The organism is Streptomyces melanosporofaciens, from assembly GCF_900105695.1.
Taxonomy (GTDB): domain Bacteria; phylum Actinomycetota; class Actinomycetes; order Streptomycetales; family Streptomycetaceae; genus Streptomyces; species Streptomyces antimycoticus.
This window is the reverse complement of record NZ_FNST01000002.1, coordinates 8,622,564-8,646,733: the sequence shown is the minus strand read 5'-3', so window position 1 is coordinate 8,646,733 and position 24,170 is coordinate 8,622,564. Positions and strand designations below refer to the sequence as shown.

Genomic DNA, 24,170 nt, shown 5'->3' with positions numbered 1-24,170 from the left:
CATGTCGGAATTCATCAACGTGATGATCGCGTTCGACGCGGTCTCGATCGCCAAGCGCTACCCCGACGCATCGAGGAACCCCGACGCGCCGACGCAGGTCGACCACACCCTGATCTATATGACGACGCGTCAGGACCGCGTCATCGGCACCTCCGGGGCCGAGCTGAACTTCCGGGCCAACCCCCGGGACATCATCAGGTGGCGCGAGACCACGCTGTCGCTCAACAGCGAGTACTGCGCGTTGCTGTACCGGTACCTGAGCGGCGACCAGCTCATCAGCAAGCCGCGGATCGTGATCGGCGACGGCACCTACCCGATTCCGAAGGACGGGGCCACCGACCAGCCGGATTTCGAGACCCAGGACTATCAGGACCACTACTGGGAGGCGGACGTCAAGAAGACCGGCCGGGTCACCTACCGCTTCTTCTTCCAGCTCCTGGACAGCGACCAGAAGTTGGTGGGGTACTTCCAGTGGGACCCGTTCATCACCATCGACAAACGCTCCTGACGGGCATCGCCGCGGTCGGGTAGCGGCACGTCACGCAGGCGGTGCGGACACCCGCACCGCCTGCCAGGCATGGGCGGGTGGTGCCTTCGGGTGACGATCGGGGTCCATGGGCCGTGTCCCGGGCGTCTTTCCGATTCGGGTTGCGTTTGTCCTGGTAGGCCGTAGGGGACCCGGGGCCGGAAGATCCGTCCGACGTCCATGGCCAGGAGGTGCCCCCGTGAATCAGCAGGAGCAGCGTCATCCGGTGGAACAGCACCCGCAGCCGGAGTTCCCGCAGCAGGACCAGGCGCATCCCGGCGAGACGGAGGCGATGGAGCCTCGGCCCGATCATGGTGAGAACACCTACGAAGGCCACGGGCTGCTGAAGGACCGGCGCTCGGTGATCACCGGGGCAGATTCGGGAATCGGCCGTGCGGTCGCTCTCGCCTTCGCCAGGGAAGGCGCCGACGTGTTCTTCAGCTATCTGCCCGAGGAGGAGAAGGACGCCCGGGAGACCGTGCGCCTCATCGAGGCGGCCGGGCGCCGGGCAGTCCCCTTCCCCTGTGACATCCGCGAGGAAAGCGCATGTCAACGGCTGGTGGACAAGGCAGTCGAGGCGTTCGGCGGGATCGACATCCTCGTCAACAACGCCGCCTACCAGATGTCACAGCCCGAGGGGCTGGAAGAGATCACGACCGAGCAGTTCGACCGGGTGATGCACACCAACCTCTACGCCATGTTCTGGCTGTGCAAGATGGCTCTGCCGCACATCCCGGAAGGCGGCAGCATCATCAACACCACCTCGGTACAGGCGTACAAACCCAGTCCCCATCTGCTCGACTACGCCACCACCAAGGGCGCGATCGTCACGTTCACCCAGGGGCTGGCCGGCAATCTCGCCGAGCGCGGCATCCGTGTCAACGCCGTGGCCCCCGGCCCGGTGTGGACGCCCCTGATCCCCGCCACGCTGCCGGACACCTCGACCTTCGGACTCCAGAGCCCGCTGAACCGCCCGGCGCAACCCGCCGAGATGGCCCCCGCCTATGTCTTCCTGGCATCGCAGCAGGCCAGCTACATCACCGCCGAGATCGTCAACGCCACCGGGGGCACGCCGCTGCCCTAGCGCGACCGGCGCCACGCCGCCTCAGGGCTGTGTGTGGAAGACCTCAGCGGCGTGCGCCGCCGCCGGGGCGCTCAGCAGGTCGTGGAGCCGGTGGAACAGTTCACCCGCGGCCACGCCGTTCCACTCCTCCGGAAGGAGTTCCAGGGGAAGCCCCGGGTCGCGGTAGGGCATGCGGCGCCACTGGGTCAGCATCGGCGCATAGGTACGGAACGCCTCCAGCGGTGGCGGCTCGTGCCGGGTCACCGCGTCCAGGACGGGGCGGTACCGGTCCAGGAAGTCCGCGTACAGGGCGGTGAGTTCGTCGAGGTCCCACCAGGAGCGGACCTTCTCCCGCAGATCCCCGAAGCCGAAGTGGTCACCGGTGAAGATGTCGACGTACGCGGCCAGTTCCCGGCGTTCCAGGGTGCGCCGGGTCTCGGCCGCCAGGTGTCCGGGGGCGATCCAGACGCCCGCCGCGGCGGTGCCGAAGCCCAGCCGGGTCAGGGTGGTGCGCAGTGCGTGCCGCTTCTCGCGCTCGGACTCGGGCACGGAGAACACGACGAGGACCCAGCCGTCCTCGCGGGACGCCCTGGCCTGCCGGAAGATGCGTACGTCCCCCTCGGCGAGGGTCTGCAGGGTGGAGTCGGCGAGCGAGTAGCCGGCGAGCCCCTCGTGGCGCTCGCCGCGCAGCACATCGCGGCGTTTCATCCGGGACACCGAGGACCGCACGGCACGGCTCTCCACGCCGAGGTCCGCCATGAGGCTGATCACCGAGGCGACCGAGAGCCAGTTGTGCTCGCCCCGGGCGTAGAGGCCGAAGACCGTGAGGATGAGCGGGGCGTGGCGGGACTCCCGCTCACCCGCCGCGGTGGTGGCCGTTGTCGTCTGCGCGGTCATGTACCGGCACCCTAACGTCTGGCGCGGCGCAGTGATCACCCGCTCCCGGACGAGGCCCGGTGCGCCGCCGCACCGCGCGACCGGCCCGCCGGGGCCGTACGGGAGGGGTCTCATCCCCTGCTCCGACGGGTCCGCCTCACCCCCCGGTGTGCGGCGCCACGAGTCGTTCCTCCGGGATCACGGCCACACCGAGGATCTCGATCATGGCCTCGGGCTGCCACAGCGCCGTGCAGCCGATGCCCGCCATGGCCGGGTAGACCGGCCCGGCGAGCTCGCGCCAGATCTTGCCGATCTCCTTGCCGTGCGCCTGGTAGTCGGGGATGTCGGTGAGGTAGATGGTCACGCTCACCAGGTCTTCGGGGTGTCCGCCGACCTCGCGCAGCGTGGTGAGCAGGTTGCCGAACGCCTGCCGGAACTGTTCGACGATGCCGCCCGGAACGATCTTCATGTCGGCGTCGAGGGCGGTCTGTCCCCCCAGGTGGAGCGTGTTTCCGACGAGTGTTCCGTGTGCGTAGCCGCTGGGTGTCGGCAGGGTGGTCGGGTTCACGGGGACGGGGGTCATGGGGCCTCCGGCTCGGTTGCGTTCCGTCCTGTCCCACGGTCGGGCAGGTCCATCCAGGTGTATTGACTTTAAATGACGACCGTGAGAAACACGAGACATCGGATCCTGGTCCCCGACTGAACGGAGCCGACACCATGGAGCCCGACCTCAGTAAGTACCGCCTCGAAGGCGACAATTCGATGTACCGGCTGCCCAGCGGCATCGTCGCCCCCGTGGTGACGCGCGGCGGCCTGGAGAGCGGCAACACCGCGGACTCGGGCGGTGCCGTCCGCGTCTCGGGCGTGAGCATCCAGCACACCCCGGCCACTCGCCTCTGGTTCGGCAAGGTCAGCAATGAACCCGGCTACCGCTCGGTGACCCACCACCACGGCGAGGCCGAGACCGGCGGCTATGTCCTCTCCGGCCGGGCCCGCATCTACTTCGGCGAGCGGTTCGAGGACTATGTCGACATGGAGGAGGGCGACTGGGTCTTCGTACCGCCCTTCATGCCGCATGTGGAGTGCAACCTCTCCCGCACCAAGCCGCTGACCTGGATGACCACCCGGACGCCGGAGAACATCGTCGTCAATCTGCCCGACGTGGCCGACGCCGAGCTGCGCGACTGGCTGGACCGCTGATGTCCGTGACGCCCCCCACCTCGGCCGTCTTCACCGCCGCCGTCACCCTGAAGCTCGCCCAGCCCGAGCACTTCGACCTCGCCTTCACCGCCACCACCCAGCCGTGCCCGTGGCCCAAGGCGTACGGCGGCGATCTGGTCGCCCAGGCCGCGGCGGCGGCCATGCGGTCGGTGACCGACGGCAAGTCACTGCACTCGATGCACAGCTACTTCCTGCGGCCCGCCGACATCGGGGCCGAGGTGCGCTACGAGGTGGAGGTGGTGCGCGACGGGCGCGGCTACAGCACCCGGCAGGTGCGCGGCTATCAGAACGGCAAAACGCTGTACGTGTGCCTGGCCGGCTTCGCGGCGGGCGAGGCCGGTGCGGCCTTCGACGCCGCGTTCGCCGACGATGTGCCCGACCCGGGGACCCTGCCCAGCTCGGCGGAGTACCTCGCGGAGCGCGACGGCGGGTCCATGACCGAGGAGTCCAAGGCGTACTGGTCCGGCGGCCGCAGCTTCGACATGCGGCATGTCCCCGGCCCGGTCTACCTCACCGTCGAGGGAGAACGCCTTCCGCACCAGGCGGTCTGGCTGAGGCCCTTCGACCCGCTCCGTCCGGTCGACGGGCTGACCGACGCCCAACGGGACCAGGCCGCCCTGGCGTACGTCTGCGACTACACGATCCTCGAACCCGTCCTGCGCGTGCTCGACCTGCCCTGGGCCAGGCCCGGGCTGGTCACCGCCAGCCTCGACCACGCGATGTGGTTCCACCGTCCGGGGCCGCTGGGCGACTGGCTGCTCTACGTCCAGGAAGCCGTCGCCGCCGACGCGGGCCGCGGCCTGGGCACGGGACGCTTCTTCACACGCGATCACCGCCACCTGGCAACTGTCGTCCAGGAGGGCCTGATCCGTCCCACCTGACCCGCCGCGCTCCCCGGCGGGCTTACGGAAGGACTCTTCCGTGACTCTTCCGCTCCCCCTCTCACCCTCCGCACACATCGACACCTTCACGCGCGACCAGCTGCCGCCCGCGCATCTGTGGCCGACGATCGAGTTCACGACGCCGGAACTGCGCTACCCGGACCGGCTCAACGCCGCGACCGAGCTCATCGACACCCCCACCGCGCTCTTCGGCCCCGGCCGCCCCGCCCTGCGCACCCCGGACGGCGGACTGTGCACCTACGGCGAACTGCGCACCCGTGCCAATCAGGTCGCCCAGGTGCTCACCGAGGACCTGGGCCTGATGCCGGGGCAGCGCGTCCTGCTGCGCTCGCCCAACAACCCCTGGACCGTCGCGACCTGGCTCGGCGTCCTCAAGGCCGGTGGTGTCGTGGTGACCACGATGGCCGCCCTGCGCACCCGCGAACTCACCCCGATCGCCGAACGCACCCGGCCCTCGATCGCCCTGGTGGACCACCGGTTCACCGACGAGGTCCGCACGGTCCGCGACGCCGTGCTGCCCGGGCTGACGGTGGTCGGGTACGGCGGTGGCGGCCCGGAGGACCTGGTGGCCAGGGCCGCGGGCAAGTCCGGCGAGTTCACCAACGTGGACACCGCCGCCGACGATGTGGCGCTCCTCGGCCCCACGTCGGGATCCACCGGCACCCCCAAGATCACCATGCACTTCCACCGGGACATCCTGTCCATCGACAACACCTTCGGCCGCCACACCCTGGGCCTGGTGCCGGACGATCTGGTCGCCTGCACCGCTCCCCTGGCCTTCACCTTCGGCCTCGGCATGCTGGTCGTCTTCCCGCTGCGGGCCGGTGCCTGCGCCCTGCTGACGGAGTCCGCCACGCCCCCGCAGCTCGCGGAGATCGTGTGGCGGCACGGCGTCACCGTGCTGGCGACCGCGCCCACCGCCTACCGGGCGATCCTGCGCGAGGGGCGGGAACGGCAGCTCGCCGGGGTGCGGATCGGTGTCTCGGCGGGCGAGCACATACCCCGCGCCACCTGGGAGGACCTGCGGAGTCGCACCGGCCTGAAGGTGGTCGACGGGATCGGCGCCACCGAGCTGCTGCACATCTTCATCTCCGCCGCCGGAGACGCCATCCGGCCCGGCGCCACGGGACAGCCGGTCCCCGGCTTCCGTGCCACGATCCTCGGCCCGGACGGCACGGAACTCGGCCCCGGAGAGCCGGGCAGACTCGGTGTCATCGGCCCGGTCGGCTGCCGTTACCTCGGTGGCGAAAGACAGCGGGACTACGTCCTGGAGGGCTGGAACATCACCGGTGACATCTTCCACCGGGACGAGGACGGCTACTTCCACTACCACGCCCGCAGCGACAGCATGATCGTCTCCTCCGGGTACAACATCGGCGGCCCCGAAGTCGAGTCCGCCATCGACACCCACCCCGACGTCGTGGAATCCGCCGTCGTGGCCCGCCCCGACCCGGAGCGCGGCTCGATCGTGTGCGCCTTCGTGGTGCTGCGGGACGGCGTGCCCGGCGACGCGGCCAAGGTGAAGGAGATCCAGGACCACGTCAAGCAGCTCCTGGCGCCCTACAAATACCCGCGCGAGGTGCGGTTCCAGGACGCCCTGCCGCGCAACACCAGCGGCAAACTGCAGCGTTTCAAGCTGCTGCGCCAGGTGCGCCCGGCCCATGACGACGAGCGGGCCACCGAGGCCGTCGCCGAGAGTTAAGAGGAACCCCCGTGAACATCGCGATCATCGGCGGCGGTCCCGGCGGGCTGTACTTCGCGGCCCTGATGAAACAGCTCGACCCCGCCCACCAGATCACCGTCTGGGAACGCAACGCCCCCGACGACACGTTCGGCTTCGGCGTCGTCTTCTCCGACGAGACGCTCGGCGGCATCGAGAACGCCGACACCACCATCGCCGAGGCCATGGCCCGGCGCTTCGCCCGCTGGACCGACATCGACATCCACTACCGGGGCGAGAGCCACACCGTCGGCGGCCAGGGCTTCGCCGCCATGAGCCGCAAGGAACTGCTCCGCCTGCTCCAGGAGCGCTGCCGCGAGCTCGGCGTCACCCTGCACTTCTCGACCGTCGCGCCGGACACCGAGTGGCTGCGCACGTCGTACGACCTGGTGGTGGGGGCCGACGGGGTCAACTCCTCGGTACGGGCGGCCCACGCGGATGTCTTCCGCCCCTCGCTGGACCGCCGGCACAGCAGGTACATGTGGCTCGGCACGGACCGGGTCTTCGAGGCCTTCCAGTTCTTCGTCGAGCAGACGGAATGGGGGGTCATGCAGGTGCACGGCTACCCCTACTCCGACACCGGCTCCACCTTCATCATCGAGATGCACGAGGACGTCTGGCGGCGGGCCGGCTTCGACGCCACCGACCGGGCCGATGCCGCACCGGGCGCCTCCGACGAGCGGGCCGTCGCGCGCGTCCGCGAGCTCTTCGCCGACGCGCTCGACGGCCACCGGCTGTTCGCCAACAACTCCAAGTGGCTGAACTTCACGACCGTACGCAACGAGCGCTGGCACCACGGCAACCTCGTGCTCATCGGGGACGCCGCCCACACCGCGCACTTCTCCATCGGCTCGGGCACCAAACTGGCGATGGAGGACGCGCTCGCCCTCGCGGCCTGCCTGCACGAACACCCGGACGCCGAAGGGGCGTTGACCGCCTATGAGAGCGAGCGGCGCCCGGTCGTGGAGTCCACCCAGCGGGCGGCGCAGGGCTCACTGGAGTGGTTCGAGAACATCGGGATGTACGCCCACCAGGAACCCACCCAGTTCTGCTTCAACCTGCTCACCCGCTCCCGCCGCATCACCTACGACAACCTGCGCGCCCGCGACCCCGACTTCGCCGACCAGGTCGACACCGCCTTCGCCGCCGCGCAGGGCCTCGACACGGTGGCACCGGCGATGTTCCAGCCCTACCGGCTGGGGCGGCTGGAGCTCAAGAACCGGGTGATCGTCTCGCCGATGGACATGTACTCCGCGGTCGACGGCGTACCCGGCGACTTCCACCTCGTCCACCTCGGGTCCAAGGCCATGGGCGGCGCCGGACTGGTGATGACCGAGATGGTGTGCGTCTCGCCCGAGGGCCGCATCACGCCCGGCTGCACGGGCCTGTGGAACGGTGAGCAGCGCGATTCCTGGCGGCGGATCGTGTCCTACGTCCATGAGCGGAGCACCGCCCGCATCGGCCTCCAGCTCGGCCACTCGGGCCGCAAGGGCTCGACCCGGCTGATGTGGGAGGGCATGGACGAACCGCTGCCGGAGGGCAACTGGGAGACCGTAGGCCCGTCCGCGCTGCCGTACGGCCCCGGCTGCGCGGTGCCGCGCGAGGTCACCCGCGCCGAGATGGACCGGATCGCCGCGGAGTTCGTCGCCGCCGCCCGCCGGGGCGCCGAGGCCGGGTTCGACCTGCTCGAACTGCACTGCGCCCACGGCTACTTGCTGTCCTCCTTCCTCTCGCCGGTCGCCAACCACCGCACCGACGCATACGGCGGCCCGCTGGAGAACCGGCTGCGTTTCCCCCTGGAGGTCTTCGACGCCGTGCGGGAGTCGTGGCCCGAGGAGCGGCCGATGATCGTGCGCATCTCCGCCACCGACTGGGTCCCGGACGGCAACACCGAGCATGACGCCGTCGAGATCGCCCGCGCGTTCATCGCCCACGGGGCGGACGCCATCGACGTGTCCTCCGGGCAGGTCACCAAGGACGAGCGCCCCGCCTTCGGCCGCTCCTACCAGACGCCGTTCGCCGACCGCATCCGCCATGAGGTCGCCGCCGCCACCGGCACCGCCGTCATCGCGGTGGGCGCAATCGCCTCGTACGACGACGTCAACTCCCTGCTGCTGGCGGGCCGCGCCGATCTGTGCGCCGTGGGGCGCACCCATCTGTACGACCCGCACTGGACGCTGCACGCGGCGGCCGAGCAGGAGTACCGGGGGCCGGGCGCCGAGTGGCCGGTGCCGTTCGGCGCGGGCCGCCGCAAGCCCCCCACCGCGCGCACCGACGCCGTACGGCCCCGGCTGTCCCTGCTCCGGTCCGACCCCGCCGACCAGCCCGTCCACCTGCGCTGGATCCCGGCCCCGGAACCGGTGCCCGTCCCCTGACGCGTGGCGTGGCCGGGCGCGGCGACGGAATCCGGTCAGTTCGTCGCCGCCGCCCGGTAGGGGCGGAAGAAGGCGCGCAGCTCCTCCGCGTAGAGCTCGGGCTCCTCGAACGGCGCGAAGTGTCCGCCGCGCTCGGGCTCGGTCACCCGCACGGCGTTCGTCATCCGCTCCAGCCACTCCCGCGGCGGGCGCACGATGTCGCCGCGGAAGAGCGAGAAGCCGGACGGCACCTCGACCCGGCGGGCGAGCTGCGCGGGCGGGATCGCGGCGTTGGCGTGGTACATGCGCATCGACGAGCCGATCGTGCCCGTGAGCCAGTACAGCGTGACGTTCGTGAGGATCTCGTCCTTGGTGAAGCACCGCTCGATATCACCGTCGCAGTCGCTCCACGAACGGAGCTTCTCGACGATCCACGCGGCGAGCCCGACCGGTGAATCGGTGAGCCCGAAGGCGGCGGTCTGCGGCTTGGTGCGGTGCATGGCGGCGTAGGCGCCCTCGGCCGCGCCCCAGGAGGTGATCTCCTCGAACCAGGCGCGCTCCTCGGGCATGAGGTCCGCCGGGTCGCCGGTGAAGACGGGCAGGCCGCCGTCCATGCGGTGCACGGCCACGACCCGGTCGGGGTGGTCGAGCCCGAGGTAGCGGCTCACATGGCTGCCGATGTCCCCGCCCGCCGCGCCGAACCGCTCATAGCCGAGGACGTGCATGAGCTCGGCCCACAGCCCGGCGACGGCGATCGAGTTCAGCGGCGGGCCGGTGGGCCGGTCGGAGTAGCCGAAGCCCGGGATGTCGGGGACGACCACGTCGAACGCGTCGGCGGGGTCGGCGCCGTGCGCGCCGGGGTCGGTGAGCAGCGGGATGACCTTCGCATAGCGCCAGAACGAGTCCGGCCAGCCGTGGCTGAGGACCAGCGGCAGGGCGGGCCCGGCCGGGGCGGTGGCCCGGACGTGTGCGAAGTGGATACCGAGGCCGCCGAGCCGGACGCGGAAGCGGGGCAGCCGGGCGAGCGCCGCCTCCTGCGCCGGCCAGTCGAACTCCTCCGCCCAGTAGGCGACCAGCTCTCGGAGGTAGTCGAGGTCGCTCCCCAGCGACCACCCGGCGTCCTCGGGCGCGTCCGGCCAGCGGGTCGCGCGCAGCCGCGCGCGGAGGTCCTCGAGCTCCGCGGGTGCGGTCTGCGGGGTGAACGGCTCGGGGCGGGGCGGGGCATCCGGCATGGCACGTACCCTACAAGCCGCGCCACGCCCCTCCGCCGACACGCTGAGTAGCTGGTCGCCGGTCACGCTGAGTACCTAGTCGCCGGTCACCCCCAGTTTCCGCAACTCCTGCCGCAGCACCGGAGCCAGCGCCTCGACGTAGGACTCCGCCAGGTGGCTCTCGTCGCGGTAGACGAAGGTGTCGCCCACGGCCACCGGACACCCGCCCGACGGGGGGCACAGCCATGGCTTCGGATCGACCACGGCGGCGCCGGCGCGGCGGGCGCCCTGCCGGTTGGCCTCCCGGCGGGTGGGGTCCTTGATGGCGTCGCGCTGGTCCGGCTCGCAGCCCCGCAGCCGCAGGGGGCGGCTCGCCGCGCACTCGACGGGATCGTCCTTGGGCCACGGGTTGTCGAGCAGTACGGCCACATGGTCCGCGGCGCGGGCCAGTTGCCGGTAGACGCGTTCGTATCCCGCGGCCCACTCCCGCAGCGGGTCCCGCGTCGGCCGCACCGATGTGCCCGCCTCGGAGGAGGAGGCCACGACCAGCATCGGATGCAGCCGCTCGACGCGCTTCAGCGCCTCCTTGCGCCAGGTGTCGCACGCCTCGTACGGCCGGTGGCTGTTGACGATGGTGATGTCCGCGGTCTTGCAGGACGACTTGGTCAGCGACACCAGCTTCCAGCCGTACCGGCGGCTCAGCTTCTCCAGCGCCGGGAACCACTGCGCGGCGTGGGAGTCCCCGTAGAGGACGACGACCTTGTCGGAGGTCCGGTCCCCGTAGACGCAGTCGGGCGACCGGGCGGCGGTGTAGTTGACATGGCAGCTGTCGCGGTAGACGGCCGACCGCTTCTTCTTGATGTCGGTGAGTGGCGGCGTCAGATTGCGCGGCAGGCCGGTGGCGGCCGTGGCGATGAGTCCGGTGAGCCGGGACCGCGGGTCCTGTGCGGTGGCGAGGGTCTCGTTCAGCCCTTGGGCGCGGACGGCGGAGCTGATCGGTGGCGGGAAGGACGTCGCGACGAGGGCGGCGGACACGACGGTGGCCGACAGGCCGAGGCCGAAGGCCACCGCCGCCGCGGGTTTTCGGCGCAGCGGGCCGCGGAACCGGACCGGGTTCTCCACGAGGTGCAGGCTCACCCATGCCGACAACAGGGCGGCGGCGCACAGCGCGAGGTTCAGCCAGGTCCCGGCGGGCCGTCCGAGCGCCGCGGGGCCGATCAGCAGCAGCGGCCAGTGCCACAGATACCAGCCGTACGACAGGTCGCCCACCCATGTCGCGGGGCGCACGGCGAGCAGCCGGGAGGCGGCGGACGCAGACGGGTGGCACCCGTCCGCGATCACCAGCGCCGCGCCCAGCACGGGCAGCAGCGCGAAGTGGCCGGGGAACGGGGTGTCGTCGTCGTACAGCACCGCCGACGCGGCGATGCCGGACAGCCCCAGCCAGGCGCCGACGGCGGACACGCCGCGGGGAAGCCGTGCCAGTGCCCCGGCGCCGAAGGCCAGCAGGCTTCCGGCGCCCAGTTCCCACTGCCGGGTATGCGGGCCGAAGTAGGCCCACGAGGGCGAGGTCTCGGCCACCTGGACGCCCTGGGCGTACGAGACCAGGCACAGGGCGCCCAGCGGCAGCGCGCGCAGCGCAGGCCGCCGGATGAACGTCCAGCTTGCGAGCAGGAGGAGGGGCCACAGGAGGTAGAACTGCTCCTCCACGGACAGCGACCAGAAGTGCTGGAAGGGCGATGGCGCGCTGCCCTCGTTCAGATAGTCGGTGCCCGAGACCGCCAGGTCGATGTTCATCACGTACAGGGCGCCGGCCAGCGCGTCGTGCATGAACTCGGTGTAGCGGATCTTCGAGGCGAAGAGCCGGCAGCCCACCATGGTGACCAGCGCGACCAGGGTCGCGAGCGGGAGGATGCGCACCGCGCGCCGGGCGTAGAAGCGCCGCAGGGACAGCGATCCGGTGTGCTCGGCCTCCTTGAGCAGGCCCGATGTGATGAGGAATCCGGAGATCACGAAGAAGACATCGACCCCGGTGTATCCGCCGGTGACGTACGGGACTCCCGCGTGCGCGAGCACGACCAGCGTGACGGCCAGTCCGCGCAGCCCCTGGATGTCGCGCCGGAGCGCGGCCTTCGGCGTACGGCCGGAGCGGGATACGCGGTGGCCGCGCAGGCGCTGCGGCAGCCCGGTGGCCTGTCGGCCCGGCGCCGTGTCCCGCTGGGGGCGGGAGGCCGTGGGAGTGTGCGTCATACCGTGAACTGTCCGCAGCACAGGGGGTGTTTCTGTGATGCGGAGCACACGCGGCCAGGATGACGGCAGAGCCGTGCGCGGGGAGCACGCCGCGCCGGGCCCCTGTCGAGGGGTCCGGCGCGTGCGGTGGCTCGTCCCGGGCTCGGCCCCGGATCATACGAAGGCGCTCTGCCCGGTGATGGCCTTGCCCACGATGAGCGTGTTCATCTCGCGGGTGCCCTCGAAGGAGTAGATCGCCTCGGCATCGGCGAAGAACCGCGCGATGTCGTAGTCCAGCACGATGCCGTTGCCACCGAAGATCTCCCGGCACCAGGCCACGACCTCGCGCATCCGTGAGGTGACGAACGCCTTCGCGAGCGCGGAGTGTTCATCGCGGAAGATCCCGGCGTCCTGCCGGCGGGCGAGCTGTACCAGCATGCCCCAGCACGCGGTGATGTTGCCGAGGCTTTTCACCAGCAGATCCTGGACCAGCTGGAAACCGGCGATCGGCCGCCCGAACTGCCGACGCTCGGTGGCGTACGCCAGCGCCAGCTCATAGGCGCCGATCATCACGCCCAGGGCCTGCCAGGCCACGCCGCTGCGGGTGGCGCGGAGGATCTCCGCCACATCGCGGAAGGAGTTGACGCGCTGGAGCCGGTTGGCCTCGGGGACCTTGACGTCGGTCAGGGTGATCTCGGCGTTCTCCACGATCCGGAACGCGAGCTTGTTCTCGATCTTGACCGGAGTGAAGCCGGGGCTGCCCTTCTCCACCACGAAGCCCTTGACCTGGTTGTCGGCCTCGTCGCGGGCCCAGACGACCACCAGATCGGCGAAGGTGGCATTGCCGATCCACCGCTTGGCGCCGTTGAGCACCCAGTGCTCACCGTCCCAGCGGGCGGTGGTGCGCATGCCGCCGGCCACGTCGGAGCCGCCGAGCGGCTCGGTCATGGCGAAGGCGCCGATGGTGTCCATCGAGGCCATCGCGGGCAGCCAGCGGTCCCGCTGCCGCTGGTCGCCACCGCGGAAGATGCTGTACATGGCCAGTCCGCTGTGGACGCCGAAGAAGGTGGCGGACGACGCGTCGGTGCGGGTGCACTCCATGGACACCATGCCGACCAGCAGATTGCTGGTGGCGGACAGCGGGTCGCCGTAGCCCTCGTAGGGCAGGCCCGCGAGCCCCAGGCGGCGGAAGACATCGATGAGTTCGCGGGGGAACTCGCCCTTGGCCCAGTACTCGTTGACCAGGGGCTTCACCTCGTCGCGCAGGGCGGCCCTGGCCTTCAGCAGCAGCGTGCGCTCCTCCTCGGGCAGCAGGTTCTCGTAGCCGTAGAAGTCGGCCGTGAGCAGCTCGTCGGGGCGGTCCTCCCCCGGCGGGGCGGGTGTCGGGGCGGGCAGTGTGGTGGTCATCGCGGATTCTCCTCGGTGGTCGGGGGCGCAGTGCGGACAGCACGGCGATCTGCTTGTGTACCTCGGTGACATCGGCGGCGAGCCGGACCCGGTCGGCGAGGCCCCGGACGTCCAGACCCTGCGCGCGGCCAACCGCGTTGCTGCGACCGCCAGTCATGGACGGGCGTGGCCGGGGCCGGCGTCAGATCGGTGATGGGGTGGCTCGCGGAAATCACCTCGCGCACCGGCAGATCCGCCGGCGGGGCCGGCACATGTTCGAAGAGCTGCGGCCGGGCGGGGCCGCTCCGGGCGCGTGCAGGTACTCGCCCCACTCGCCGTCGTAGCGGACCTGGATCGCCAGTCCTCTCTCCGGCCGCTACTTGCCCTGCCAGCGCGGGGCGCGGCGCTCGGCGAAGGCCGTCATGCCCTCCCGCACATCGGCGGACGACTTCAGGGCCGCCATCTCCCACTCCTGCGCGCGGAAGGCATCCGGCTCGGGGACACCGTCGGCGGCGCGGGTGATGCGCTTGACGGCGGCGAGCGCGAGCGGGGCGTTCGCGGCGAGCCGCTCGGCGAGGTGCACGGCGGTGTCGACGGCCGTGCCCGCGGGCACCACCCGGTTGGCGATGCCGAGTGCACCGGCCCGCTCACCGGAGATGGTCTCCCCGGTCAGCAGCAGCTCCATGGCCAGGTGGTACGGGATCCGCTTGGGCAGCCGGATCACACCGCCACCGGCCGCGACCAGGCCCCGGGTGACCTCCGGCAGGCCGAAGGTGGCGTCCTCGGCCGCCACGATGAGGTCGCAGCCGAGCGCGAGCTCGAAGCCACCGCCCAGCGCCCAGCCCTCCACGGCGGCGATCAGGGGCTTGCTGGTCGCGGCCTGGGTCAGCCCGCCGAAGCCACGCCCCGGCACCTCGGGGGACTCACCGGCCAGCGCGGCCTTGAGGTCCATTCCGGCGCTGAAGGTGCCCTCGGCGCCGGTCAGCACCCCGGCGCGCAGCTCGCTCCCGTCCTCCAGCGCGTCGAGGGCGGCGGCGAGTCCGGCGGCGACGGCGGCGTTGACGGCATTGCGCGCCGTGGGCCGGTCGATGGTGATGAGCAGGGTCGAACCGATTCTCTCGGTCCGCACCGGGGGGCGGTTGTCCATGGTGAATGTCCTTGCGTGGTGTCCGACGGGGGTGCGCGGGCGCGACGGGGTGTTGCGGCGCGGATTCGCGTCCGGCGGGGTGTTCCGGCGCGGTGCGCTCAGGAGCGGTCGGCGAGCTCGCGCAGGACCTCGTCCGTGTGCTCGCCGGGCAGCGGGGCGAGCCGCCGTACGGAAGCGGGAGTGGCGGCGAAGCGCACCGGGATGCCGATCGAGCGGGTCGCGCCCTCGCTGGGGTGGTCCACCACATCGAGCAGATGCCCGTCGCGGACGTACGGGTCCTCGGCGGCCCGGTCCAGTTCCAGCACCGCCGCCATGGGGATGCTGTGCTTGGCGCAGACCCGCTCCCACTCGGCGGTGGTCAGGCTCGGCGCGCACTCCTCGATGAGCTCGGTCAGCGGGTCGATGTCGGCGTCGTGGATGGTGTCGCCGTTCACCCGCGGGTCCTCGGCGAGATCGGGGCGGCCCGCGGCGGCGAAGAAGTCCCGGAAGTTGCGCGGGTTGTACGGCATCACGCAGGCGAGGCCGTCCCGGGTGGGCACCGCGCGGTGTCCCCTGGTCATCGACAGCGGGAAGCCGGTGGGGCCGATGGGCGGCTCGAAGGAGTGGCCCGCCAGGTGCTCGACCAGGTTGAAGGCGAGCAGGGTGTCGGTCATCGGGATCTCGATGTACTGCCCGGTCCCGGCCTTGTCACGGTGCACCAGCGCGGCGAGCACCGAGTAGACGATGGTGAGTGCGGAGACCTTGTCGGCGATGATCGTCGGCAGGTAGGCGGGGCTGCCGACGGCCCGGTTCGCCATGTCCACCAGCCCGGACGCCGCCTGCACGGTCTCGTCGTAGGCGGCGTTGCCAGCCCGGTCGGAGTCACTGCGAAAGCCCTGGCCATGGGCGTAGACGAGGCGCGGGTTGCGCGCGGCGATCTGCTCATGGTCCAGGCCGAGGCGGGCCAGCGCACCGGGGCGCATGTTGGTGATCAGCACATCGGCGGTGTCGATGAGCTCCAGCGCCCGCTCGCGGCCGTCGTCCTGCTTGAGGTCCAGCGTGACGCTGCGCTTGTTGCGGTTGACATTGAGGGCGAGCGGCGTCATGCCCGGTGTGGTGCGGTACGGCCCGACCCGTACCCCATCGGCCGGGGACTCGATCTTGATGACATCCGCACCGAGATCACCGAGGATCTGGGCCGCGTACGGCCCCATCACCACGGTGGACAGATCGATCACCCGCACGCCGTCCAACGGACCGGCCGCGTTCTTGGCCGTCATGTCCATCACCACTCCTGTCTCGCGTTCTTCCGTTTCCACCACCGAAACCTAATGGCAGATACACGGAGAGGGAATGATCATGTGACGAAAAGCGGTATGACCACAGCGGTCATACCGTTTTCCTGGATTTTCCGGAAAGGAATTCAAGGAGAATGCTACGCGGACATCGGGTCGGCGAAGATGGCACGTGCCCGGCTGACGAGACCCGCGAGATCAGCCCCGTCCGCCGCCCGGTCCCTGCGGAACAGCAGCCCCGTGACCAGGGAAGGCTCAAAGTCCTCGACGGGCAGGACGACCACGTTGTCCAGCCGGTAGCGGTGCATCGGGCTCTTTTCGGAAAGCATGGTCATCGAAAAGGCGATACCGGTGGAGATCACCTCGGCCGCACCGGAAAAGTCCGCGGCCTTGATCCGAATTCTCTTCTTGACTCCCGCATGATTCAGCCGGGCATCGATTTCCTCGAAATACGCGGGCAGTGCGTCATACGGGGTGGCCGTATAGGACAAGTCCTTGAGATCGTCCAGGGTGATCGAGGTCCGGTCGGCGAACCGGTCGGCCGGCACCGCGGCGCCCAGCCGCTCCCTCATCACCTGGATGACCTCCAGCGCCGGATCGGCCACCGGCAGCCGGGCCAGCGCCAGTGCCAGCCGTCCATCGCGCACCCCGGTGACCAGGTCGGCCGAGGTGCCGGGCCAGCGCCGCAGCTCGAAGACCTCATCGCAGTCCTCTTCGAGCAGCCGGACACGCTCGCGCAGATCCGGGTGGACTCCGGCGGGGATGCCGATCAGCTCCGTGGTGCGACACCGCCGCACGGCCTCGCTCAGCCGCCAGGGAATCGAATTGACGCTGTCGAGCACCTCGCGGGCCATCGGCAGCAGGGCCGTCCCCGCGGGCGTCAGCTCGACCCGGTGAGTCGTCCGCTCGAAGAGCACCTGACCCAGCTCGCGCTCGAGATCCTTGATCCGCTGGCTCAGTGGGGAGGTCGCCATATGGAGCCTGCGCGCCGCCCGGGAGAAGTTGAGTTCTTCCGCGACGGCCACGAAATAGCGCAGGTGCAGCATGTCCACACCCTCAATCTACCTCGCGGTACGGCGCCCTCCGCGCCCTCGCGGCTCCGCCGAGGATCAGGGTCGCGGGCCCTGATCCACCGGACGCGCGTGGCGCCTCCCCGGCATACCGGCGCAGCGTGACAACGGCTTGGTTCAGCCCGATCGGCGGGGCGATAGGCCTGTGTCTTCGTGCGGTTGCCGCATAGCTGTGGCGAGCACCATCTGGCCCGGCCCGGGCGGGAGTTGTCGTAGTGAACCCATTGGCAGTCGGGGGGGCACATCCTGAGCCGGTGCCAGGTCCGGTTCGCCGTGGCGGTCAGGGCGGCCATCACGAGGTGCGCGAGGGCGGTGTGCACGGGATCGGCGGAGACGGTCAGCCGGGCGCCGTGCGCCGCGGTCATGGTGACGTCGAGGAGTAGCCGACCGGGGCAGCGCCGCCGTCCTGGTCATCCTGGCCGTCCTCGTCACCCTGGCGCAGCGCGGCACGGCCGCCGTCGTTCACGCAACCGCTCGGCAGAATACCGTCCGCCGCCTCACGGCTTCGGGGTGCGGCGCAGAAAGCGGATGACCGGGTGGCCCGGATCGTGGGTGACATCGGCCTGGACGTCGTAGACCTGCTTGATCAGGGACGGGGTCAGCACCTGGCCGGGGGTGCCTTCGGCCACGACGTGTCCCTCACGGAGGACGAGCAGGCGGTCGCAGTACATCGCGGCGAGGTTGAGGTCGTGGAGGGCGATCACGGTGGCGATCGGCAGACCGACGACGAGGTCGAGCAGGTCGAGTTGGTGCTGGATGTCGAGGTGGTTGGTCGGCTCGTCGAGCAGCAGCTCGTACGGTTCCTGGGCGAGGGCCCGGGCGATCTGGGCGCGCTGGCGCTCGCCACCGGAGAGGGTGTGCCACGACTGACCGGCCCGGTCGGTCAGTGCGGTGCGCTCCAGGGCGGCGTCGACGGCCCGGATGTCCGTGGCGGTGGACGACGACCAGGCGCGCCGGTGCGGGATCCGGCCCAGCGCCACGACCTCGCGGACAGTCAGTTCGGTCTGGGTGTGGGCGTGCTGTTCGACGGTGGCGATACGGCGGGCCGTGGCGCGTCGGCCGACCCGCGGCAGTGCGCGGCCGTCCAGGGTGACGACTCCGGCGGAGGGGGCGAGGATGCCGGCGAGCAGCCGCAGCAGGGTGGATTTCCCGGAGCCGTTGGGGCCGAGCAGGCCCAGGGTCTCGCCGGGGCGCAGGGCGAGGGTGACGTCGTCGACGATGAGCCGGCCGTCGGCGCGGCGGCTGACGCGGTCCGCGCGGAGTCCGGGTGCCGCGTCCGCGGTGGCGGGGGGAAGGGGGTCGGTCATGTCTTCCTCCGGCCGCGGTAGAGCACGGCGACGAAGGCCGGTACGCCGATGAGGGACGTCACCACGCCCACCGGGACCTCCTGGGGGTCGATCACGGTGCGGGCGGCGGTGTCCACCCACACCAGGAAGATGGCTCCGGCCAGCGCGGTGACCGGCAGGAGGCGGGCGTGGCCGGACCCGGTGAGGGCGCGGGTGGCGTGCGGGAGGACCAATCCGACGAAGCCGATGGCCCCGGCGGAGCTGACCAGGGTCGCGGTGAGCAGCGCGGTCGCGCACAGCAGGACCAGGCGGGTGCGGGCCACGCGGACGCCGAGCGCCGCCGCGGCCTCCTCACCGAAGGCGAACGCGTCCAGGGTGCGGGCGTGTCCGAGACAGACCAGGAGGACGGCGGCCAGGACGACGGCGCACAGCAGCACATCGCTCCAGCCGGCGCCGGTGAGCGAGCCGAGGAGCCAGAACAGCACGGCGCGGGTGGTGTCGGCGTCCGCGGAGGTCAGGACGGTGAACGAGGTCAGCGCGGAGAACAGTTGCATGGCCGCCACCCCGGAGAGCACCACGCGGTCGGTGCTGCCGCCGAGGCTGTGGCTGAGCGCCAGGACCAGCCCGAAGGAGAGCAGCGCGCCGATGAACGCGCCCGCCGACAGCGACACCGCCCCGCCGCCCACGCCGAGGACGACCACGGTGACGGCACCTGTGGAGGCGCCGGAGGACACCCCGAGGACGAAGGGGTCGGCCAGCGGGTTGCGCAGCAGGGACTGCATCACGGCCCCGCAGAGGGCCAGCCCCGCCCCGCACACCGCGGCGAGCAGGGTGCGGGGCATGCGCAGGTTCCACACGATGCCGTCCCGGAGCGGTGGCAACGTGCTCTCGCCCAGGCCGAGATGGGCGGTGACCGCTGCCCAGACGTCGGCCGTGGAGATGTCGGCGGGGCCGATGGTCACGGCGAAGGCGATCGACGCGAAGAGCGCGGCCAGCCCTCCCGCGATCAGCAGCAGGAGGCGGGTGCTCACTTGGCGAGTCCGAAGTGGCGCAGCCCGGCGGCGACCTGCTCGACCCCTTCGACGGTGCGGATGGACGGGTTCATGGCCTGCCCGCTCAGCAGGACGTACCGCTTCTTCTTCACGGCGGTGAGATTGCGGGTGGCGGCGTTGGTCTCCAGGAAACGCATCTTGGCCCTGGCGGTCTCCGCGGTCTGCTGCTTACGCGTGAGATCGCCGAGGACGATGACGTCCGGATCGCGGTCGGCCACGGTCTCCCAGTTGATCTGTGGCCACTCGTCGTGGGTGTCGGAGAAGGCGTTCTTCGCTCCGACGGCCCGGGTGATGGCGCCCGGCGCGCCGCAGCAGCCGCCGAGGTAGGGCGACTGGGAGTTGGCGAACCAGTACATGAGGGAGACGCCGGGGGCGTCCAGCCCCTCGGTGGCCGTACGCACCCGCTGCTTCAACCGCGCGATGAGCTTCTCGCCGCGCTCGTCGACGCCGAACGCGTGGGCCAGGTCGCGTATCTCGGCGTAGACGGTGTCCAGGGTCAGTGGCGTGCTGCGGGAGCCATCGCCACCGCTGTCGGGGTCCCGGCCCGCCGAGCAGTCGGACGGCGAGACATACGTGGGCACGCCCAGCTTCTCGAACTGGTCGCGGGTGGCCACGCCGCCCTTGCCGAGGGTGGAGACGAACGAGGCGGTGACGAAGTCGGGTTCGATGTCCAGTGCCTTCTCGAAGGACGGCGCGTTGTCCGCCAGGCGCGGCACCGTCGCGTTCGCCTTCTCCAGGCCCTTCATCACCGGGTCGGTCCAGGTGGCGGTGCCCACCATGCGGTCGGCGAGGCCGAGGGAGAGCAGGATCTCCGTGGTGCCCTGGTTGAGCGAGAGGGCCCGCTTCGGGGCGGACTTCACCGTGACCTTGTGGCCGCAGTTGTCGATGGTGCGCGGATAGCCCGCACCGGCGGGCTGGGTGGCGTCCGCGCCGTCGTGGCCGGAGCCACCGCACGCGGTGAGCAGGAGGGCGGGGGCGAGCAGGAGGGCCGCGGTACGGCGGGCAGAGCAGAGCACGGGCATGCCTCGGTTGTCGGGGCTCGTACGCGGAGCCTGGCCTACGGACGTCCTCCCCGCCCACGGGGCGCGGAGGTGCCAGCAGGTCTTCGGACTCGGGCTCGTCCGGACGGGGTCCCTTCCCGGTGCTCGTTCGCGGCGGCCTCGCGGCCGTCACGGACTCCTCCCAGTGGTGTCACATGCCCCGCCCGTCCCCCTCACCGCTGCGCGTCAGCTCCGGATTCCCACCGGATTCCCTGGCCTCGGATGTGGCACGACTGGCTCCCCGAGACTATCAAGATCGTCGAACGATCAGGGTGTCGGACCGGTCACGGAGTGGAAGGCCACGTCCCGGGGTCAGTTCGGCCGCCGACGGGCCTGCCTCACCTCGCGGTCGACGGCCCAGGCGTCGCCGACCGGCCCGAGGTGGCCGAGCTTGTCGGGATTGATCACCGCCCGGATGGCCTGAATCCGCCCGTCGAGCACATCGAGGACCAGAGCCTGGAGCACCTTGCCGTCCCGCTCGCGGAAGACCGCGCCGGGCTGGCCGTTGACCTCATGGAGCTCGAAGGACACGTCGATCCGCAGCAGCCAGGGGAAGACCGTGCCCAGCAGCCGGGCCACGTTCTCCGCGCCCATGACGGCCTTGGCCAGCTGCGGGGCCTTGCCGCCGCCGTCCCCGACCAGTTGCACATCGGCGGCCAGCAGATTGCGCAGCGCGCCCACGTCGCCGTCCTTCAGCGCGTCGAAGAACCGCGTGGCCAACTCCTGCCGCTCCCGCCGGTCCGCCTCGAACCGCGGCCGACCGGCCTCCATATGCCGCCGCGCCCGCACCAGCAGCTGGCGGCAGGCCGCCTCCGACCGGCCCACCGCCGTGGCGACCTCGTCGAACCCGAAGGCGAACACCTCCCGCAGTACGAACACCGCCCGCTCCAGCGGGCTGAGCCGCTCCAGCAGCAACAGCGCCGCCATCGACACCGAGTCGGCCAGCTCCACAGCCCGGGCCGGGTCCTGATACGGATCGCTGAGCAGCGGCTCGGGGAACCACGGGCCCACGTACTCCTCCCGTCGCACGCGCGCGGAGCGCAGCACATCGATCGAGATGCGCGTCACCGTGGCCGACAGATAGGCCTTGGTCGACGTGGGCCGGGTCGTCGAGCCGTCGAAGCGCAGCCAGGTCTCCTGCACCGCGTCCTCGGCCTCACTCACACTGCCCAGGATCCGATAGGCGATCGAGAACAGCAGCGGCCGCAGCTCCTCGAACTCCTCGACCTTGTTCACGCCGACTCCCCTCCCCAGGGCCCGTTGCCGATGCGGTTGCCGTCACCGATGCCGGTCAGTGGAACTGCCCGGCCTCGTAGTCACCGGCCGCCGGCTGCTGGGTGATGACGTTCAGCCGGTTCACCATATTCATGAAGGAGACGAGGATCACCAGGGCGGTGAGCTGCTCCTCGTCATAGTGCTTGGCGGCATTCGCCCACGCCTCGTCGCCGACCCCACCGGCCGCGTCCGCGATCCGGGTCCCCTCCTCCGCCAGCGCCAGCGCGGCCCGCTCGGCATCGGTGAAGACGGTGGCCTCCCGCCATACCGCGACCAGGTTCAGCCGCACCGGAGTCTCACCGGCCGCGGTGGCTTCCTTGGTGTGCATGTCGATGCAGACGGCGCAGCCGTTGATCTGACTCACCCGAATCGCCACCAGCTCCTGCGTCGCCGCCGGCAGCGGCGATTCCTTGACCGCCCTGCCCGCCGCCATGACGGGCCTCAGGACCTTGCCGGCGGTCTGGCTGGCGGAGTAGTTCAGTCGCGCGTCCATGGTGTGCTCCTCCGAAGTCGTTCAGTGGCTACACCTCTGAGACGAGGTGGCCCGACCCCCTGTGACATGGACGCATGTGACCCACGTCTCCCCGCCGTCGGCTCAGCTCGGCAGCCGTACGGCGTCCACCACTCGCCCTGATCCGGTCAGTTGTACGCTACGGCTCCCGCACGCTTCATGGTCAGCGGGATCCAACGGGAGACAGAGGTCATCGTGACAGAGCGCACCGGCAGAATACGTTCACCCCGTATCTACGCGATGACCTCGGGGGTGCTCACCGGGACGATCGCGCTGTACATCGCGCTCGTCGCCTTCGGGAACATCACCGACTTCGACAGCAACCAGCAGTTCGTGCGGCATGTCCTGGCGATGGACACCACGTTCAAGGACGAGGACTTGATGTGGCGGGCCATCGATTCCACCGCGCTCCAGGACACCGCCTATGTCGCCATCATCGCCTGGGAGACCCTCGCCGCTCTCGTCCTCCTCGCCGCGACGGCCCTGTGGTTCGCGGGTCCGTCCGCAGACCGCGTCCGCCGCGCCCGGCAGGCCAGCACCGTGGGGCTCTTGATGCTGATGCTGCTGTTCGGCGCCGGGTTCATCGGCATCGGCGGCGAGTGGTTCGCCATGTGGCAGTCGGAGAAGTGGAACGGTCTGGAGGCCGCCACGCGCGTGTTCATGATTTCCGGGATCGTTCTGCTGCTCATTCACCTGCTGCCCTCGGCCGAGCGGACCGATCCAGGCTCCGAGGACTGACCGAGCGGGCGCCGCGGACAAGCTGCCGCGGGCTCTTGCCCTCCTTGCCGCGGACTCCGAGCCCTCTTTGCAGAGGGCTCATGACCGTCCTTGCCGCGGACTCTTGACAGTGACGTGGGCCACCTCTAGCGTCCGCAGCATCGCTCCGAGAGAGCGCTCTCTCGGCCGCCCCGCGTGACCACACCGCTGGGCTCTCTCCCACTCTTTTCGCTCTTCCGTGCGTGCACGGAAAGGAGAGTCATGTCCCCTACACCCCCGCGCTTCCCACCCTTACGGCGTGTCCTCGGCCGCCGGCGAGGTCCCGGCGTCGTCCTCGCCGCCCTCGGCCTCGCCCTGTCCCTGCTCTCCATCGGCCCGGCCAGTGCGCGTGCCGATCTGCGCGCCACCGACACGGCGGGCGCGACGTCGAGCCCGCGGAGCGCCCAGGCGCCGGTGCGCGTCGCGGAGTTCGTCGCCGAGTGCCCGTTCACCCACCGGCTGCCGGACGACCCGATCGTGTTCCCGGGGCTCCCCGGCGCGTCCCATATGCACAGCTTCTTCGGGAACGACTCGACCAACGCGCGCACCGATCTGGCCGCCCTGCAGAGGGGACGGACCAGTTGCAGCCCGACCGTCGACCTGTCGTCGTACTGGACCCCGACCCTCTACGACAACGGCAAAGAGGTCGAGCCCACCGGCACCACCTTCTACTACCTCGGTGAAGGCGTGCGCGACGACGTGATCGCCACCATCAAGCCGCTCCCCCTGGGGCTGCGGATCGTGGCGGGCAACGCCAAGGCCACCGGGGTCGGCGACCCCACGTCCATCGCACGCTGGTCCTGTCTGCACCACGGAGAGGTCAACCCCTCCAAGGACTTCGTGAACTGCCCGGCCGGCTCGATGCTGGAGTCCTACCTCGACTTCCCGCAGTGCTGGAACGGCAAGGACCTGGACTCCCCCGATCACAAGAGTCACATGGCCTACCCGGTCGGCGGCCAGTGCCCGGCGACGCACCCGGTCGCCGTGCCGAAGCTGCGTCAGGTGCTCCGCTATCCGGTCAGCGGCGACCCCGGGCGCTTCAAGCTGGCGTCGGGTGCCGGGTACACCATGCACGGTGACTTCTTCAACGCCTGGCCCGAGGACGAGATGGCCCGGCGGGTGCGTGACTGCATCAACGTGATCATCAAGTGCGGTGCGGACGGCCGTCCCTGACGGAGGCGGAAAGGGCAGGCCAGGCGGCCCGGCAGGGCGACACCGCCGTGCCGGTGGGCGGAGTCCCGTCACCGGGGCTCCGCCCATGCGAGACGAGGGGA

At 70.7% G+C, this 24,170-nt stretch carries 22 protein-coding genes and 1 riboswitch; of the genes, 8 read left to right on the top strand and 14 right to left on the bottom strand.

From position 1 onward, the window contains the following. Window position 1 precedes the first annotated feature (1 nt). Window positions 2–508: an inclusion body family protein gene (locus tag BLV72_RS39580; RefSeq protein WP_093468475.1), complete on the top strand. Its 507-nt coding sequence runs from the start codon at window positions 2–4 to the stop codon at window positions 506–508. 217 nt (window positions 509–725) lie between these two features. Continuing rightward, window positions 726–1,610: an SDR family oxidoreductase gene (locus BLV72_RS39575; RefSeq protein WP_137964642.1), complete on the top strand. Its 885-nt coding sequence runs from the start codon at window positions 726–728 to the stop codon at window positions 1,608–1,610. A gap of 21 nt (window positions 1,611–1,631) precedes the next feature. Here the strand turns inward: BLV72_RS39575 and BLV72_RS39570 are convergent, their stop codons facing one another. Beyond that, the gene (locus BLV72_RS39570; RefSeq protein ID WP_093468472.1) at window positions 1,632–2,486 is read right to left on the bottom strand and encodes a PaaX family transcriptional regulator; all 855 of its coding nucleotides are present in this window, start codon (window positions 2,484–2,486) and stop codon (window positions 1,632–1,634) included. 136 nt (window positions 2,487–2,622) lie between these two features. Beyond that, window positions 2,623–3,048: a RidA family protein gene (locus BLV72_RS39565; protein ID WP_093468471.1), complete on the bottom strand. Its 426-nt coding sequence runs from the start codon at window positions 3,046–3,048 to the stop codon at window positions 2,623–2,625. Window positions 3,049–3,182: 134 nt separating this feature from the next. Here BLV72_RS39565 and BLV72_RS39560 point away from each other — a divergent pair, with 134 nt between their 5' ends. The 4 genes from BLV72_RS39560 to BLV72_RS39545 are packed head-to-tail and all read left to right on the top strand — an operon-like array spanning window position 3,183 to window position 8,683. Further along, window positions 3,183–3,665: a cupin domain-containing protein gene (locus tag BLV72_RS39560; protein ID WP_059149298.1), complete on the top strand. Its 483-nt coding sequence runs from the start codon at window positions 3,183–3,185 to the stop codon at window positions 3,663–3,665. Next, entirely contained in the window at window positions 3,665–4,567 is a 903-nt protein-coding gene (locus BLV72_RS39555; RefSeq protein ID WP_208905885.1) for an acyl-CoA thioesterase, read from the top strand. Before BLV72_RS39560 ends, BLV72_RS39555 begins: the two co-directional genes overlap by 1 nt. A 40-nt stretch (window positions 4,568–4,607) precedes the next feature. Then, a complete protein-coding gene (locus BLV72_RS39550) occupies window positions 4,608–6,290 on the top strand; it encodes an AMP-binding protein (protein ID WP_093468469.1) in 1,683 nt (560 codons plus the stop codon). An 11-nt stretch (window positions 6,291–6,301) separates the two neighbouring features. Continuing rightward, window positions 6,302–8,683: a bifunctional salicylyl-CoA 5-hydroxylase/oxidoreductase gene (locus tag BLV72_RS39545; protein ID WP_093468468.1), complete on the top strand. Its 2,382-nt coding sequence runs from the start codon at window positions 6,302–6,304 to the stop codon at window positions 8,681–8,683. A gap of 35 nt (window positions 8,684–8,718) precedes the next feature. Here the strand turns inward: BLV72_RS39545 and BLV72_RS39540 are convergent, their stop codons facing one another. From BLV72_RS39540 to BLV72_RS39480, 12 genes are all read right to left on the bottom strand, one after another. Next, window positions 8,719–9,894 carry an epoxide hydrolase family protein gene (locus BLV72_RS39540; RefSeq protein ID WP_093468466.1) on the bottom strand — a complete coding sequence of 392 codons (1,176 nt, stop codon included), beginning with the start codon at window positions 9,892–9,894 and terminating at the stop codon, window positions 8,719–8,721. A 75-nt stretch (window positions 9,895–9,969) separates the two neighbouring features. After that, window positions 9,970–12,120 (bottom strand): acyltransferase family protein, encoded by a 2,151-nt coding sequence (locus tag BLV72_RS39535; protein WP_093468465.1) that lies wholly within the window; start codon window positions 12,118–12,120, stop codon window positions 9,970–9,972. Window positions 12,121–12,273: 153 nt separating this feature from the next. Then, entirely contained in the window at window positions 12,274–13,506 is a 1,233-nt protein-coding gene (locus tag BLV72_RS39530; RefSeq protein ID WP_093468463.1) for an acyl-CoA dehydrogenase family protein, read from the bottom strand. Between the two features lie 355 nt (window positions 13,507–13,861). Beyond that, a complete protein-coding gene (locus tag BLV72_RS39520; RefSeq protein WP_093468462.1) occupies window positions 13,862–14,632 on the bottom strand; it encodes a crotonase/enoyl-CoA hydratase family protein in 771 nt (256 codons plus the stop codon). A gap of 98 nt (window positions 14,633–14,730) precedes the next feature. Continuing rightward, window positions 14,731–15,897, bottom strand: a complete 1,167-nt coding sequence (locus tag BLV72_RS39515) for a CaiB/BaiF CoA transferase family protein (RefSeq protein ID WP_167746659.1) — start codon at window positions 15,895–15,897, stop codon at window positions 14,731–14,733. A 149-nt stretch (window positions 15,898–16,046) separates the two neighbouring features. Beyond that, complete coding sequence (locus tag BLV72_RS39510) at window positions 16,047–16,952, bottom strand: LysR family transcriptional regulator (RefSeq protein WP_244321494.1); 906 nt, start codon at window positions 16,950–16,952, stop codon at window positions 16,047–16,049. Then, on the bottom strand, window positions 16,862–17,221 hold the full coding sequence (locus tag BLV72_RS52245) for a CGNR zinc finger domain-containing protein (protein ID WP_425288558.1): 360 nt from the start codon (window positions 17,219–17,221) through the stop codon (window positions 16,862–16,864). The genes BLV72_RS39510 and BLV72_RS52245 overlap by 91 nt, the downstream gene beginning before the upstream one ends. Before the next feature lie 252 nt (window positions 17,222–17,473). Beyond that, a complete protein-coding gene (locus BLV72_RS39500) occupies window positions 17,474–18,283 on the bottom strand; it encodes an ABC transporter ATP-binding protein (protein WP_093468457.1) in 810 nt (269 codons plus the stop codon). Beyond that, window positions 18,280–19,293 (bottom strand): FecCD family ABC transporter permease, encoded by a 1,014-nt coding sequence (locus tag BLV72_RS39495; protein ID WP_093468456.1) that lies wholly within the window; start codon window positions 19,291–19,293, stop codon window positions 18,280–18,282. Before BLV72_RS39495 ends, BLV72_RS39500 begins: the two co-directional genes overlap by 4 nt. After that, the gene (locus BLV72_RS39490; RefSeq protein ID WP_093470814.1) at window positions 19,290–20,330 is read right to left on the bottom strand and encodes an ABC transporter substrate-binding protein; all 1,041 of its coding nucleotides are present in this window, start codon (window positions 20,328–20,330) and stop codon (window positions 19,290–19,292) included. The genes BLV72_RS39495 and BLV72_RS39490 overlap by 4 nt, the downstream gene beginning before the upstream one ends. Before the next feature lie 63 nt (window positions 20,331–20,393). After that, window positions 20,394–20,621: riboswitch (cobalamin riboswitch) on the bottom strand. Window positions 20,622–20,666: 45 nt separating this feature from the next. Next, window positions 20,667–21,590, bottom strand: coding sequence for an RNA polymerase sigma-70 factor (locus BLV72_RS39485; RefSeq protein ID WP_093468454.1), 924 nt, complete (start codon window positions 21,588–21,590; stop codon window positions 20,667–20,669). Window positions 21,591–21,645: 55 nt separating this feature from the next. Then, window positions 21,646–22,122, bottom strand: a complete 477-nt coding sequence (locus BLV72_RS39480) for a carboxymuconolactone decarboxylase family protein (RefSeq protein WP_093468452.1) — start codon at window positions 22,120–22,122, stop codon at window positions 21,646–21,648. 258 nt (window positions 22,123–22,380) lie between these two features. Between BLV72_RS39480 and BLV72_RS39475 the strand changes: the two genes are divergently transcribed. After that, window positions 22,381–22,878 carry a DUF2165 domain-containing protein gene (locus BLV72_RS39475; protein WP_093468451.1) on the top strand — a complete coding sequence of 166 codons (498 nt, stop codon included), beginning with the start codon at window positions 22,381–22,383 and terminating at the stop codon, window positions 22,876–22,878. A gap of 240 nt (window positions 22,879–23,118) precedes the next feature. Continuing rightward, window positions 23,119–24,069 (top strand): DUF1996 domain-containing protein, encoded by a 951-nt coding sequence (locus BLV72_RS39470; RefSeq protein ID WP_093468449.1) that lies wholly within the window; start codon window positions 23,119–23,121, stop codon window positions 24,067–24,069. The last annotated feature ends 101 nt before the right edge of the window (window positions 24,070–24,170 follow it).